At 50.0% G+C, this 14563-nt stretch carries 12 protein-coding genes; 2 read left to right on the plus strand and 10 right to left on the minus strand.

Annotated elements, in window-relative coordinates:
- Window positions 1–7: 7 nt before the first annotated feature.
- Complete coding sequence (locus MJZ26_07605) at window positions 8–172, minus strand: hypothetical protein (GenBank protein MCQ2105642.1); 165 nt, start codon at window positions 170–172, stop codon at window positions 8–10.
- A 67-nt stretch (window positions 173–239) separates the two neighbouring features.
- Here MJZ26_07605 and MJZ26_07610 point away from each other — a divergent pair, with 67 nt between their 5' ends.
- Both MJZ26_07610 and MJZ26_07615 read left to right on the plus strand, forming a co-directional pair.
- Window positions 240–2372, plus strand: a complete 2133-nt coding sequence (locus MJZ26_07610) for a thrombospondin type 3 repeat-containing protein (GenBank protein ID MCQ2105643.1) — start codon at window positions 240–242, stop codon at window positions 2370–2372.
- A gap of 68 nt (window positions 2373–2440) precedes the next feature.
- The gene (locus MJZ26_07615; protein ID MCQ2105644.1) at window positions 2441–3019 is read left to right on the plus strand and encodes a peptidylprolyl isomerase; all 579 of its coding nucleotides are present in this window, start codon (window positions 2441–2443) and stop codon (window positions 3017–3019) included.
- Window positions 3020–3130: 111 nt separating this feature from the next.
- Here the strand turns inward: MJZ26_07615 and MJZ26_07620 are convergent, their stop codons facing one another.
- The 9 genes from MJZ26_07620 to MJZ26_07660 form a co-directional block, all read right to left on the minus strand.
- A complete protein-coding gene (locus MJZ26_07620) occupies window positions 3131–4309 on the minus strand; it encodes a hypothetical protein (protein MCQ2105645.1) in 1179 nt (392 codons plus the stop codon).
- 74 nt (window positions 4310–4383) lie between these two features.
- Window positions 4384–5259, minus strand: a complete 876-nt coding sequence (locus MJZ26_07625; GenBank protein ID MCQ2105646.1) for an NAD-dependent epimerase/dehydratase family protein — start codon at window positions 5257–5259, stop codon at window positions 4384–4386.
- A gap of 2 nt (window positions 5260–5261) precedes the next feature.
- A complete protein-coding gene (locus tag MJZ26_07630; protein MCQ2105647.1) occupies window positions 5262–6743 on the minus strand; it encodes a DnaA/Hda family protein in 1482 nt (493 codons plus the stop codon).
- A 358-nt stretch (window positions 6744–7101) separates the two neighbouring features.
- A complete protein-coding gene (locus MJZ26_07635; GenBank protein ID MCQ2105648.1) occupies window positions 7102–7533 on the minus strand; it encodes a hypothetical protein in 432 nt (143 codons plus the stop codon).
- 17 nt (window positions 7534–7550) lie between these two features.
- Complete coding sequence (locus MJZ26_07640; protein ID MCQ2105649.1) at window positions 7551–8867, minus strand: U32 family peptidase; 1317 nt, start codon at window positions 8865–8867, stop codon at window positions 7551–7553.
- A gap of 42 nt (window positions 8868–8909) precedes the next feature.
- The gene (locus MJZ26_07645; GenBank protein ID MCQ2105650.1) at window positions 8910–10367 is read right to left on the minus strand and encodes a capsule assembly Wzi family protein; all 1458 of its coding nucleotides are present in this window, start codon (window positions 10365–10367) and stop codon (window positions 8910–8912) included.
- Between the two features lie 176 nt (window positions 10368–10543).
- The gene (locus MJZ26_07650; protein ID MCQ2105651.1) at window positions 10544–11644 is read right to left on the minus strand and encodes a type IV pilus twitching motility protein PilT; all 1101 of its coding nucleotides are present in this window, start codon (window positions 11642–11644) and stop codon (window positions 10544–10546) included.
- Window positions 11645–11649: 5 nt separating this feature from the next.
- Window positions 11650–14253, minus strand: coding sequence for a hypothetical protein (locus MJZ26_07655; protein MCQ2105652.1), 2604 nt, complete (start codon window positions 14251–14253; stop codon window positions 11650–11652).
- Window positions 14254–14264: 11 nt separating this feature from the next.
- Window positions 14265–14510 carry a hypothetical protein gene (locus MJZ26_07660; GenBank protein ID MCQ2105653.1) on the minus strand — a complete coding sequence of 82 codons (246 nt, stop codon included), beginning with the start codon at window positions 14508–14510 and terminating at the stop codon, window positions 14265–14267.
- Window positions 14511–14563 lie beyond the last annotated feature (53 nt).

Raw genomic sequence — 14563 nt, forward strand, 5'->3', positions numbered from 1 at the left:
AGTTTTATCAGTGGATCAAGCGTTCAACACCAAACCAAATCACACCGGCCAGGACAAGGGAGGCCACCATCTGCAAAATGATAATGACACGGTTAACTCGGTACGCCTTCTGGGACTTTCGATGCCAACTCGGCAAATCTTGTTTTTCACGGAAATCTTTCATTCGAGGCACAAATATACTCATTATCGAGAAGGGGACGAATTTTGGAACCAAAAAATTGTTACTTTCTAGCCATCCAATGAAACTAAAGCTTTCCTCAATCGCCACTTTACTGGCATGTTTTGCCACCGCCGGCTTTGGCCAGGTAGGGCTTGCCAGGTCAAACAGCGGAATACACGTGCCCTCAGCCCAAAACATGGGACAGGGCATTCTCTATTTATCCGGCAGCTACGAAATGGTGAGCGACGGAAAGCCCCTAAGCATAGACGGCTTTTACACGAACAGCGACGGTCGTCAGATTTCGCTGAACAGCAACACCCCGTCAAACGACGAAGCTCTCTACTTGAGTTTCGGATTGAGCGACCATCTGGAAATAAGTACCCGACTTCCATTCCATTATGACGGAGATATTCCAGAAACAGACCTGAGCGGATTCGGTCTTGGAGATATGCAGTTCGGCATCAAGGGTTCCTACCCCATCAATGACAGGACCTTTGTCGCCTTCAGCGGCGAAATCCTGATTCCCACCGGGAATAGCGATATTGGCTTTAGACCAAGGCACCGTTGGTACACGGACTCCGATGGGAAAAGCCATGCCTTTACCTCTGACAGTTGGGGCATATCCGGCTACGCCCACCTTTCCGCCTTCTTGGCAAATGAACTGAGCTTTAACGGATACGCTGGTGTTCTCAAGATACTAGGTGCTTCCGCAAATTACGTTCTGTGGGGCGGGGGATTCAACATATTCCCCGAAAAGTTCCTGACTGGCGTTATTGAAGTTTCCGGCGAAACACCGATCAAGACCAGCAACATTACCCACAACATCGCAGTCAGCCCGTTGCGGTTTACGCCAGGTCTGCGCCTGCACCTCCCCTACGCAACCGACTTAACCATCTCTGGAGATGTCGGCATCAATTACTTCCGCAAGGAGAAGGTCTCCAATGGCCTTCCCATCAGCCTTTCCTCCGGCGAAGACAAAATCAACTATTCAACCTTCAGTACGCCAACCTTTGGCATGGCGATCACACTCAGCAAACAGCTTGACTTCAGTTGGAACGATAGTGACGGAGACGGGGTTATTGACCGTAAGGACATGTGCCCGGGAACCAGCAGAAACATGGTCGTAAACACCCGCGGATGCCCCGTGGATGAAGACCAGGATGGCGTACTCAACATTGTTGACGAGTGCCCGGGTACTCCAATCGGCCTTGTAGTCGGTTACAATGGCTGCCCATTGGATCTCGACAACGACGGTGTATACGACTATTTGGACAAATGCCTTAACACGCCTGCCGGCTTTGCCGTAGATGCTGATGGATGCACACTCGATAGTGATGGAGACGGCATTGACGACAATAACGACATGTGCCCCCAGACCAAGCCAAACGACATCGTGGATTCCACCGGATGCCCTCTGGACCAGGACCATGACGGAATAACGAACGACAAGGACAAGTGCCCTGACACCCCCGAAGGAATCTCCATCGACCAGGACGGCTGCCCTTTGGACTTTGACAAGGATGGAATTCCTGACGACCTAGACAAATGTCCCAACAGCGCCGAAGGTGAAAAAGTGGATAGCGTAGGATGCCCTGCCGATGAAGACCACGACGGTGTTCCCGATTCCAAGGACCAATGTCCGAACACGCCCAGTGGAGTCGGCGTGGACGAGCACGGCTGCCGTTTGGACCAGGATGGAGACGGCATTTTCGATGAAGAGGACAAATGCCAGAACACCCCGAAGGGTGCTCCCATCGACAGCATTGGATGCCCCATTGATACCGACAAGGATGGAATCGCCGACTGGATGGACCTATGCCCGGGGACTATAAGAAATGTGGTCGTTGACCATAATGGATGCCCCATGAATTCTAGGCTGAACATCAATTCCATCGCAAGTCGAATCATTTTCAAGGCGGGTGACACCACCCTGGTAAACTCCAGCTATACGGCTCTCAACGACATTATATCCATGATGCGCCAGAACCCTCTCGCCATGGAAATAGAATGCGCGGCCAGTGGCAGCAAAGTCGAAGGAGAATCCCTGGGAGAATCCCGCGCCAAGGTTATCTACAATTACCTGGAAAAGAAAGGGATCGCCAAGGAACGCCTAAAATACCAAGGATACAGCCAGAGCCTTCCCAAGGTATTCCCGCGAAGGACCGGAGAATCCAACGGCATCCGCCTAACTCCATTCTCCATCCAGGAATAAATTTCTAGATTTTCTCAAAATCAAGACATTGCAAACAGCTTAACGTTTGCCTTAACAAAAGGAACACTATGAAGATTGCCGACAAGACCGTTGTCCAGATGCATTACACCCTCACCTCCGACGAAGGCCAGGTCATTGACACCTCCGCAGGCCGCGACCCCCTCCAGTACATCCAGGGTATGCACATGATCGTTGTCGGTCTGGAAAAGGCCATGTACGACCACGAAGTTGGCGACAAGTTCGATGTCAAGGTCATCCCTTCCGAAGGCTATGGCGAATACGACGAACGCATGACCCAGGAAGTTCCCGTCAGCGTTTTCCAGGGTGTGGACAAGGTTGAAGCTGGCATGCAGTTCTACGCACAGACTCCGGCAGGTCCCATGCCCATCCGCGTCAAGTCCGTCAACGGCGACAAGGCTGTTATCGACGCCAATCACGAACTGGCTGGCAAGAACCTGAACTTTGCCATCGAAGTGGTGGATGTTCGCGAAGCTACCGAACAGGACCTGGCCCCCTTCCAGCAGCACCAGTGCAAGTGCGGCAAGGGCGAAGGCGAATGCTGTGGCGGAAACGGAGAATGCGAATGCGGCGGTGAAGGCGAATGCAAGTGCAATGGCGAAGGTGATTGCAAGTGCAAGGACAAGTAAGCCGAGCAAAGTGAGGAATGCTTGTCCCTTGCTTCCCAAAAGGACAAGTAAGCATCTAATTCTTCAAAAGATTAGAAAAGGACCCTTTCGGGTCCTTTTTTTTACTGGAATTTATTCATACAAAGGTACTGTCCAAGCCGTAGGCACCAGAGGATCCCCCGTATCAGAATGATCGTAGTTGAAACCCTTGTCCTTGTCTAGCCCAGAAACGACACCTTTCACAGCCTTGGAGCAGGAGGATGGATTAAGGCAACCGGTATTCCTCATAAGCAGCAAATCTCCGAACACACTCCACACACCTGTCTTCAGTTCAATCGTGCCACCCTTTTCCTTTGCCTGAAGCTGATGGGAACCATCCTTCTTCAGTTCCAGGGTCCAGTCCTCACCATCCTTCGAGGCAACCCACTCACCCACAAGGTCGCTTTCGTCCACCGAATCGAATTCAAACTTGGAATTCTTGCACTTATACTCACTACCAGTAGCCGATGTCAGGTTGAATTCTCCGTCTACATACAAAGACTTCAAGGCCAGGGCCTGCTGGTCATAGAAAGTGGGCATCATCAACAGCATTCCACGCTGTATATCATAATAGCCGGCCGACCAGGAGATATCCTTTTTATCCAAGGAATTTTCCTGCAGGAATCGACCCTCGTAAAAGAGATAGGTATTGGTCGTATCACCTGATGTACAGGACAGTTTCTTTCCCTTCAATTCGTCGGCCTTGGTCACGTTGGAGCCGGAAATAGCCACCTTGGCAACTTCTGTGTCCTGATACTTGCCGCCATTCAGGGAATACTGCAGTTTTTCATCGGAATTCATGATAAATTCAAGCTTGGCTCCCTTATCGAGCATGTTCTTCAACGAATCATAGACTGCAATGCTGGATGCCCCCATGAGGGCTCCATTAGACTTGTCAAAGAATATTTCTCCATCATTCATTTCGGAATGAAAGGCAATCCAAGCTGTATCAGGAACCCATAGCGAATACAGGCCAACCTTGCTGCCTGTAGCCAGATAAACCGTTGTCCCGAAAAGTTCACCCAGGGATATGTTCTTATCCATATCCTTAAGGGTTGCTACACGGGCGCCCTTAGGCAAATTCGATTTTTCGGAAGAAGAAGACACTTCCTCCGACGAAGAGGATTCAACCAAACTGCTGGAGGAATCTTCCTCTCGTTCCACATTGTTTGAAGAACTACCATCATCGCCACAGGCGGAAACCATCATGGCGGTAGCCATAGTCATAGCGACTGAAGTCGCCCCCAAAAACTTATGAAAATTCATTTTCATAACAACCTCAACCTTTTCAACTAATCTACACTTTTTTTCGTCAAAAAGCCGAGATTTTCTAATTAAGCGTTCTTTCAGAGCGGAGAACCTGGATTATAGCCAAGATTTTCAACAGCCTCGTCTATGGAGGGGGCTGCATCAAAAAGAAAACCTGCTAGAGCCTGTTCTGCAGTCACGGGCTTTCCCCCAATCCAACTCTTAAGTACAGCCAATTTTCTGCAGAGCCACCAGGGCAGAGGCACCATCAAGTGACGCATTCCCCTGGATTTAAGGATTGACTTTGCCATTTGAGCCATGGACAGCACATTTTTTCCAGCCAAGGCGTAGGTCTTGCCAACCGCATTTTCGGAGAGACCTGCGGCAGCGATTCCCTGCACAAGGTCAACGCTTTTTACAGGACGCTTCAAGCATTTGCCTCCGCCAGGAAGGAAATACACGGGAAACCGACATACATAACGGGCGAACATGTTGAATTCAATTCCACCCCCGTCGCCGATGACCAAGGTTGGGCGGACGATTGTCCACTCCAAGCCTCTCTCGCCGGCAGCCTTAACATAACCTTCCCCCTTCAACTTGCTCTGGCCATATTCGGTCAGTGCCGGATAGGTAACGGAAATGCTGGATACATAGAGGATACGGCGGACACCGGCACCTATGGCAGCCTCCACCACATTCTTTGTTCCTTGGGCATTAATCCTATCGAACATTCCCTGTCGGGTAGAAAGAAGGATGGCCGCCAGGTGATACACCACATCGACGCCTTCAAAGGCCTTTTTCATGGAATCGGGATCGGTCACGTCACCGTAGAATATTTCCACATCACTTGGTAACGCGCTAGCCAGAGTATCGCCCGGGAGCGTCAGAACACGCACACACACTTCGTGTTTCAAAAGTTCCCGGCAGAGCGCCTTCCCTACGACGCCTGCACCCCCAGTCACCAAAGCAAGCATTGCTAGGCTTCCAACAAATACTGGATATCCTGAACCCTGCGAGCCAGGGTTTCATCCTTATCCAAGAGCTTTTCCAGGGACCGGATTGCGGCGATAACTGTGGCGTAGTCGCGACCAAAGAACACCCCGATATTCACCAGGGATTCTGATGTAAGCCTACGGCTCAAATACATAGACACCTTGCGAGGCAAGGAGGTTCCGGCATCCTGACGTTTGCTCCTCAGGGACACCAGGTCTGTACCAAATTCAAGGGCGACCGTTTCGGCAATACCCTTGATGGAAATTTCTGCACGGCTGGACGATTCGTTTGGAGCAACCAGACGTTTGACGGCATTCAGGTCAAGATTTTCGTTGCAGAAATGATTCATGGCACCAAGCCAGTTCAACATGCCCTCGATAACGCGCACATTCTGGCGAGGAGGAATACTAAGGAACCTGCAGATTTCCTCACGATCCTTGTCAACAAAGGGAACGTTCGAAGATTTCTTCTGGAACAGTTGCAATCTTGTCTGCAGATCGGGTTCATCGATACCTACGGCAACGCAAGATTCAAGCGGAGCCAAAAGCTTGGAAGATATACTGGGAACTCCGCTCTTGCTGCTAGCGCTTTCGTACATGTCTTCCACACGGGTAAACTTGGACGGATGGCGGTCGCAGGAGATAACCACCTGCTTGCCCATGGAACGAAGATGCCTTATGAGGATCGCAAGGCGTTCCTGTGTTGCAATCCCCTTCTCCAGAAGTTGCACATCGTCTAGCAGGAGAATGTCGCACTTTTCGTACTTTTCCTGGAAGGCTTCTGCCAGTTCCCTGACATTACCCGACTTCAGCTTAAGGGCCTTGGCCACAGAGGTTGCATCACGCAGGAAATCGTACGCATGGCAGTAAACCACGTTGGCAGAAGGCTGTTTCTTCTGGATACAGCATGCGATAGACTGCAACAAGTGCGTTTTGCCGAGACCGGACGCCCCGTAGACAAACAGCGGATTCAGGCCCGGATCGCCAGGATTTTCGGAAACAGATTTGCAGGCCTTGAATGCAGTAGAATTTGATTCGCCTTCCACAAAGTTTTCGAAGGTGTAGTTGGCATAAAGGCTAAGCTTTTTTCTAGCCTTGGGCTTGGACTGGGCTGCACGAACACGGGGCAATACAGGAGCCTTGGGAGCAGTCAGCTTACGCTCGGAAAGAGTCATCTCGGGAACTGCAGCCGTCGGGGCAATCTGGCGAATACGATAGTCAATAAACTCTGTACCGTAAACAGCAGAAAAAGCCTTACGGAAAATATCTCTATAATGGGTGTTGATCCAATTTTCCCGCAGTTCATCCGGCACAGTCAGCAAGGCATAGCCATCCTGTATTCCCTCGAAACCTACAGTTTCAAGAATGGTAGAACCCAAAAAATCATTACACTCTGCACGGAATCGCTCCAGCACGGACTGCCAGGGAGACTCTTCAAAATCCAATAAAGAAACAGTATTCGACACGGACAACCAATAGATGTACAAAAGATCTAAAAACCGTGAAAAAGTTAAGTAAAGGCGCACCCGATAGGGCACCGTTCCTCATCTTTTTTTTGCTATCGCCGAATTTCGTTAAAAAAGGGCAAAAAAATTTTATTCCCATTTTCTGTCCCCTACTTTACAACCTAATCACGGATTTAATCACGCAACAATCAAACCTGTTACCCTATATATTCCACAACTTATCAACGGAAAAATTTTGTTTCATGGGTTGACAAAAAAAAGGGACTTTTCAGCCCCCAAAAACAAAACTTACAAAAAAATAATCCGCCTTTTTGAGCGGATTTCGGCAATTTTTCGTAACTCTTTGTAAATCAACAAGTTAAAGATTTTGTTCTTTTGACTTCAATTCTTCGATGCGTTGATCCAGAATTTTCTCGATTTCAGGCAGCAAACGTTCCTTGATGCGATCCAGGTAAAGGCACTGCAACTGAATCATGCGACTGCGGTGACGGTCGGCATGCTGCTGAATCCAATGACTGACGGCCATCTGGCGATCCTGCATCTTTTCCTGGAGGGTCTGCTTAATATAGGTGGTCTGGACAGCCATATAACGCTGCATATTGAAAGGCAGACGATATGTGCGGATAAACTGCTTAAGCAGTTCCAGCAGGCACAGCCCCTGCTGGCCTCGTTCCGCGATGAACTTTTTCAGTTCTTCCTTGTGAGCTTCGAAGAACGGAATTATGGCCTTATCATCTATCTGATAAAGTTCCAGCTCATTCTGCTTCTTTGTAGCTTCGTCAACTGCCATGCGGTAAATGTATGTATTTACTTTGTTTTTGGGGCACTTTTCTTAACAAAAAAGCCAAAATTTGCGTTTTCTGGAGTAAAAATCACATCTTTCGGTAAGAAAATGCGGCCTACGGTACCCGGATTGAGTCTATCCGCAGCGCCACCCCTGAAATCATTCATCGAAAGGACTTCGCAAGGCGTCATGAAACCGGGCATCATCAACTCCAGGGAATCATCCATGGAGAAGGGATTCTTCACATTGACACTGACGGAATGGCTTGCCGGGTCATAATCCAGAATCTGGGCTGCAACACATCCCCCTTCCGCCTCTACATGGGTAGATTCATAATTCTGGGGCAACGGGCCCTTCAAGAAACCCGGCATAAAGCCTCGACCATCTACAAAGGAAATTGCCTTGCGGCTTTCATCGGTCACGTGCATTTCTTCGCCATTATCGGACTGGGCAGCGCATGCATCGATTGCCATACGGTAGGCCTGAACCACCTGGCTCAAGTAGTACACAGACTTGGTTCGGCCTTCAATCTTGAAGGATTCAAGGCCAGCCTTCATAAGATCCGGTACAACCTCCAAGGCACACAGGTCGCGGCTGCTCATGAAGTACGTTCCCCAGGTATCCTCATCAAGAGCGATCGGATCAAGTTCCGGACGGTCGGTACGCTGAAGCGTAAAGTTCCCGACCTGTTCCTTGTAGTCTTCGCACTGAGGGCCTTCGTTGGCATAAAGACGGTAGGGCATGCGGCAGGAGTTGTCGCAGGCGCCAAGGTTTGCATCCCTATGGGTAACCCAGTTGGAAAGCATGCAACGTCCCGACATGGACATGCACACAGCACCATGGACAAAGACTTCAAATTCCAGGGATGGAAGCATATTCTTCATCTCGATGATTTCGGGAAGACGAAGTTCGCGACTCAAGATAACGCGCTTCACACCCAGCTCATGCCAGAATTTCGCAGTCAAGTAATTGGTACAGTTCGCCTGGACAGACAGGTGCACTTCCACCTGGGGCAGTTCCTTCAAGAGCCAGCCCACAAAACCCGGATCAGCCACAATCAGTGCGTCGGGCTTAAGTTCAATTGCTGCACGCAGGGCCTTCTGGAAAGATTCCACCTTCACGTTTCGGGGAATGATATTGCTGGTAAGGTAGAATTTCTTGCCGCGGCTATGAGCATATTCAATACCTTCGGCCAAGTCTTCCAAGCTCTTGAAACCGTTCTCGCGGGAACGGAGGGAGAAAGTCGGTTGACCAGCATAGACTGCATCAGCTCCATACGCAAAGGCGTACTTCATTCGGGTAAGATCGCCAGCGGGAGCAAGAAGTTCAGGCTTATTCATATCTAATTTCCAGTTTCAAGGCCTAAGCCCTGGTATTGCTAATTACCACTTGAATCCTGCGCGAAGATAGACCTTCTTATCGTTTATCAAGGTTATCTCCCCCATGTAGCTGACAAACTGACCTTCGTAGCTGATGGAGGGCGTCAGGGAGTATTCCATCTTGGCTCCGTCAAGGAACTTCTTATGGATTTTCATATGGTCTACGCGAGGCGTAGTATCGTTTACCGCACTACCGTAATCAGTTCCCTTCCAGTACCAGGTATGGCGGAGGGAGGCGAAGATATGCCTATCCAGCCTACCATAAAGAGTCCAGTCGATCACCTGGCTATTGGGGCCATTCTGATTGCCAATGGGGCGACCAAGGTGGGCCATCTGGGCGGTATTCTTGGTAAAATGGCTATATACGTAAGGTTCGATTCGTGCGTATTCAGCAATGGAACCGACTTCCAGCAGATGACCATTTACTGTAAAATCCTGGGCACCGTGAATACCGGCCATCCAAGCCCACTTGGCTTCGATATTATCGTTATTTACCAAGCTTACCGGACTTTCCATGTCATCCAGGAAGAATTCCGTATAGAATCGGACTGCGTTGAAAAGGCGATAGTTGAAGTCGAAGGACAGAGAACCGTTATTGCTATCCTCAGAGTAGTTTCCCTTTTCCATGAACAGAGGAACGGCAGGCATAAACAGCCAGGGTTTCAGATTATCGTACTGCACCTGAAGTTCGCTCACACCAATGGTTGCGTTGCCGGCGGCCAGTTCGTAACGGTGACCAAACAGGTTTCTGTTTTCGTCCTTGTTCTTCATGCTCATGCTGTTGTAAATTCTCAAGTCAGCATAGAACGTAGTTACACGAAGCGGTCCGAACTGAAGATCCATGGTAACCATGTTATAAGGAAGGGCAAACTGGTTCAACGTCAAATTGTTGTAATAACCGGGCCCCCAATGCATCACGTCACGAGCGAAGTCCAGGCGGAACCAGTCATAGTTAAAAGCGAAATGGGCGCGATAACGTGCATAGCTGGTATACTCCAAGCCTGAGTTGTTTTCCTCACGCTGCACTTCCAGGAATTCCCCGTCAAAGGACTTGGGACGATCTGCTGAATGACCTTCGTCGTAGATACGGGCATCCAACTCAAAGTCCACGGAATCGGCATAACCGCGAAGATAAATACCACCATCTATGCTAGGCCAAATCGTATCGCCCAGGGCTTCCCCACCTCGGTAATCCATGCCTCCCACAAGGGACATGGCTACGGCAATGCGGGGGTGCTTCACTGCAAGTTCCTTAGCCAGGGCGATACATGCCGTATCACTTTCTCCGCAAGGAACACTATTATCATGACCTAAAACAAAGGCTCCATTGACGTTATCGTAGCCAAGCAGGGATTCCGAAACATCCTCTCGCATCGAGGCCCTAAAGGAAGTATCCCTTCGGGGGAATGCGAAGAACTGGCGACCCTCCCCTGTCGTGGTCCGATGAAGTTCAAACAACATTGGAGATGTTTCAAGGAGCCTCAGGTTACGTGTGCGCTCGGACCCCACAATCGGTGAAGACGCATTGGACACGCCTGCTAAGCACAGGACAACAAGCAAAAAGGTAAAAACACTACGGACAGTGATTTTACCTACAGAAATTTCATTTAAGTTCATAAGGTTTCTTGACACCAAGATTACATCCAGCCACGTTCGGACGTACCAGAAATACCACGAATCTTCAAGTCGAAGTCATCCGGGTTGGTAGCAGCGTTCATGGCGGTTTCCAGAGAAATCTGCTCAGACTGGTAAAGAGCAAGCAAGGCCTGGTCAAAAGTCTGGCTATGGTACTGCATGTGGCCCTCGGCAATAGCCTGTTCAACCATGTCAATCTTGTCCTTGTCCTGGATATACTCCTTGATGGCTCCGGTGTTCACCAGCACTTCAGCAGCAGGGACTCGGCCCTGGCCATCCTTGGTAGGCAACAGACGCAGGGAAATGATACCGGCAAGAACTTCCGCCAGGAGCAATCGAATTTCTTCGTGCTGGTGAGGCGGGTACATGGAAAGCACACGATGGATTGTTTCTGTGGCGTTGGTCGTATGAATGGTAGCAAACACCATATGGCCAGTATCGGCGGCCGTCATAGCAATCTGCATGGTTTCCAAGTCACGAATTTCGCCAACCAGAAGAACGTCCGGATCCTGACGAAGGGCTGCACGAAGCGCATTGGCGTAAGACAATGTATCCACACCAATTTCGCGCTGAGAAATGATAGCCTTGTTATCGCGATACAGGTATTCAATCGGATCTTCAACGGTAATGATGTTCACCGATTCCTTCTGGTTGATGTAATCCAGCATGGAAGCAAGTGTCGTAGACTTACCGGAGCCCGTTGTTCCTGTAACCAGGATAAGACCTCGCTTGGTCAAGGCCAGATCACGGATAATTTCGGGAAGATGCAATTCTTCGAAGGCAGGAATCTTTGCCTTGATATGACGAATAACGATGGCGATGGATCCGCGCTGACGGAAAACATTTACACGGAAACGGCCCATGTCACGAGCACCCACAGCAAAGTCGCATTCCTTATTTTGTTCAAAACGCAACTTTTGTTCTCGGTTCATGATGTCATCCAAGAAGGAATCCATCATTGCGGCGTCCACACGAACTTCGATAGGTCGCTGCAGGGAGCCGTTGATACGGTATACAGGCGGAACACCAACACGGATATGCAAGTCGGAAGCCTTGCGATTCACCATCTCGCGAAGAAGTTGTTCAATACGAAGTTCTGCCATGGGAACTAACCTCCAAATCGTTCGTCGTACAGATTTTTAATTTCTCTCATTCGAGAAGCAATTTCCTGATTATCGGGATCCTTCTGTGCCAGATCCTGATAGATATCAAGAGCCTTTTCGTACAAGCCCTGGTCAAAGTAAATTTCAGCCAAGGTACGGGTCTTCATGCTGTCGTCCAGATCATTGTTGCCGCGATTCAAGGGCGCGTCAGGATTGTTGATCAGACCAGCGGAAATTTCATCGTCGGAATCCCCGGACATGAGGAAATCAACCCCGTTGTTTGCAGGCTTCGGTTCGGCCTCGAGGTCATCATCCATATCAAAGAGCCCCTTAAAGGCGCCGGACACCTCGTTTTCAAGAGAATTGAAATTCGGGGAAGTTTCAGCAGCACTTACTGCGGGAGCAGGTTCATTCTCGGCAGCAAGGTCATCTTCGCCGAACAGGCTGTCAAAGGACTTGTCCAAACTTGACTTTACACTGTCGTCAGCATTTTCGCCTTCAGCAACATCAGGCGTTGCAAAGGATTCTTCTACAATGGCGCCAGTAGCTTCCTGATCTGCAGCAGGAGCAGATTCATTCATCTCAGGAAGATCAAGGTCGTCGTCGTCACCAAACATGGAGGCAAACGCACCGCCCATTTCCTTGGCAATGTCGGAACCGTTACTCTTCGGTTCTGCAGGAAGTTCCAATTCAGCTTCTGCCCGATCGACCTGTTCTGCCAAGGAGACGGAATCAACTGTTTCCTGTGCAGCAAGAGGCTTTTCTTCCGGCAATTCATCATCATCACCGAAGAGGGAATCAAGAGCACTATCTACACTGAAAGTCTGACCAGATGTGGTAGGAGCTTCAGGAGCAGCAGGCTCTTCATCCAAGACAAAGTCCATTGCAGATGCAAGAGCCGGAGCTTCGGACTTATCATCCAAGGAGAAGCTGGAATCGGCGGACTTTTCGAACAAACTGGAAGAGCCTTCAATTTCAAATGGAGCGTCATCAAGGGCAGGTTCTTCCTGGACAGCGTTGTCCATGGCCGGAAGATCCAGGTCCATATTGTCCAGAGAAAGTTCGTCGGAAACTTCGGCAGCAGGCTTTTCCGCAGGCAGTTCCTCGGGAAGTTCGTCTTCGCCAAAGATGGAGTCGAAGGCGTTGTCCACGGTGGTAGGCTTGTCTTCCACTGCAGGTGCAGGAGCTTCAAGTGCCGTTTCTTCTACGGCGGGAGCAGGGGCTGTAGATGGCAGTTCCTCGGGAAGTTCGTCTTCGCCAAAGATGGAGTCGAAGGCGTTGTCCACGGTGGTAGGCTTGTCTTCCACTGCAGGTGCAGGAGCTTCAAGTGCCGTTTCTTCTACGGCGGGAGCAGGGGCTGTAGATGGCAGTTCCTCGGGAAGTTCGTCTTCGCCAAAGATGGATTCAAAGGCATTGTCCACGGTCGTGGGCTTGTCTTCCACTGCAGGTGCAGATGCTTCGGGCATAACCTTTTCGGCAGAGGAGTCTGCGGCAAGGTCATCTTCCAGACCAAAGATGTCAGACAGAGCGGAGTTTACATCGTTACCGGAGATGTTCTCATCCACAGGGAATTCTTCGACAGGACCTTCGCTCTTATCAAAAGTAGAGATGACAGAATCAAGAGATGCGGCCAGGTCTTCGACCTGAGAATCATCTGCTGCGTCCCCATTGGGAAGCATGGCTGCAAGAGCTGCAAAAGGATCGTCTTCTACGGAGAATTCCGCAGCAGGAGCGTCCAGTTCTGCCTCGCCACCTTCGGCCGGGGCTTCAGCGACTTCCGCAGATGCAGAACTGAATACGGAACCCATAGAGGAAGATTCTTCCTGGGGATCGTCATCAAGTCCAGCAAAAAGACCCGTGCTGGCAGAGGACTTTTCAAACAGGGAACTTCCTGATTCCTCTTCGGGCTGTTCCGTCGTGGGTTCAACCGTAGTCAAGCTGATATCGGAAAGATCTTCACTGGACTTTTCAAAGGGGTTGAGACCGCCTTCCGGTTCTTCTTCCACGTCGTCGGTTACACCGCCAAAGGCATCACCAAAGGCCTTCTCAAAGGAAGCCTCTTCAATAGGTTCTGCGGCAACGGCTTCGGAAGAGCCTTCCAGTTCTTCGGACAGATTGAGATCAAGGGAGGAGTCGTCCATGTTGAACTGGCTATCGGCAAGTTCCGCACCAGCGGCAACTGCAGCAGCCTCAGCAGCGGGAGCAGTTTCTGCTTCCGGCATGGCCTCGTACTCTTCCTTCCAGAATTTGTTCAGGGGATCCATGTCATGGAACTGACGATAGCAAACATTACGTTTGCCCTCATTGCCAAGAGCATCGTAGGCATCGCCCATAATCTTGTAGGCAGCCAGATTGAACGGATCATGAATAAGGGCATTTTCGCACTGGGTAACGCAGGTTTCGTGCTCACCCTTTTCAAACAGGATCTTGGCACGGACCAGCATGGCGGCCACGTCATTCGGATAGAGAGTCAAGCCTCCATCTACCAGCTTGAGTGCCGAATCCAGGTCACCGGCTGCGCGTTCCAAATCGGCAAGCCAGGCAAAGACCATGGACTTGCCCTTCTTTTTGTTCACAGCTTTCTTGAGAGATTCCATTGTAACAGGCATAAACACCTCAACTAAAGCATAATAGCTTCGTCAGACAAAAGGACAGGAATACCTTCGCGCACCGGATACAGTCTGGAACCATCAACGGTCTCCAGAGCCTCGGTCAAGGTTTCAGTAACAACCTCGCCGCCCACATTCTTCAGAGAGCCAGCAGAAATAGCGTTATTTACAGCAGCCAGACGTTCGCTGGAAGCCAACTTGAGAGCAGCCCTGGTTTCGGGGCAGCAAAGAATATCCAAAAGCTTAGAGTCTAACATAAGTCCCTTTATAGCATATACTTATGTTAAAGATAACTCTATTTTCGAAAGAA

The organism is Fibrobacter sp. (assembly GCA_024398965.1).
GTDB lineage: Bacteria > Fibrobacterota > Fibrobacteria > Fibrobacterales > Fibrobacteraceae > Fibrobacter.

Excerpts from the sequence above, each read along its gene's own strand:
- MJZ26_07660 (MCQ2105653.1), bottom strand. The coding sequence starts at position 14,510 with ATGTTAGACTCTAAGCTTTTGGATATTCTTTGCTGCCCCGAAACCAGG.
- MJZ26_07625 (MCQ2105646.1), bottom strand. The coding sequence starts at position 5,259 with ATGCTTGCTTTGGTGACTGGGGGTGCAGGCGTCGTAGGGAAGGCGCTC.
- MJZ26_07610 (MCQ2105643.1), top strand. The coding sequence starts at position 240 with ATGAAACTAAAGCTTTCCTCAATCGCCACTTTACTGGCATGTTTTGCC.
- MJZ26_07640 (MCQ2105649.1), bottom strand. The coding sequence starts at position 8,867 with ATGAATAAGCCTGAACTTCTTGCTCCCGCTGGCGATCTTACCCGAATG.
- MJZ26_07620 (MCQ2105645.1), bottom strand. The coding sequence starts at position 4,309 with ATGAAAATGAATTTTCATAAGTTTTTGGGGGCGACTTCAGTCGCTATG.
- MJZ26_07650 (MCQ2105651.1), bottom strand. The coding sequence starts at position 11,644 with ATGGCAGAACTTCGTATTGAACAACTTCTTCGCGAGATGGTGAATCGC.
- MJZ26_07645 (MCQ2105650.1), bottom strand. The coding sequence starts at position 10,367 with ATGTTGTTTGAACTTCATCGGACCACGACAGGGGAGGGTCGCCAGTTC.
- MJZ26_07635 (MCQ2105648.1), bottom strand. The coding sequence starts at position 7,533 with ATGGCAGTTGACGAAGCTACAAAGAAGCAGAATGAGCTGGAACTTTAT.
- MJZ26_07615 (MCQ2105644.1), top strand. The coding sequence starts at position 2,441 with ATGAAGATTGCCGACAAGACCGTTGTCCAGATGCATTACACCCTCACC.
- MJZ26_07655 (MCQ2105652.1), bottom strand. The coding sequence starts at position 14,253 with ATGCCTGTTACAATGGAATCTCTCAAGAAAGCTGTGAACAAAAAGAAG.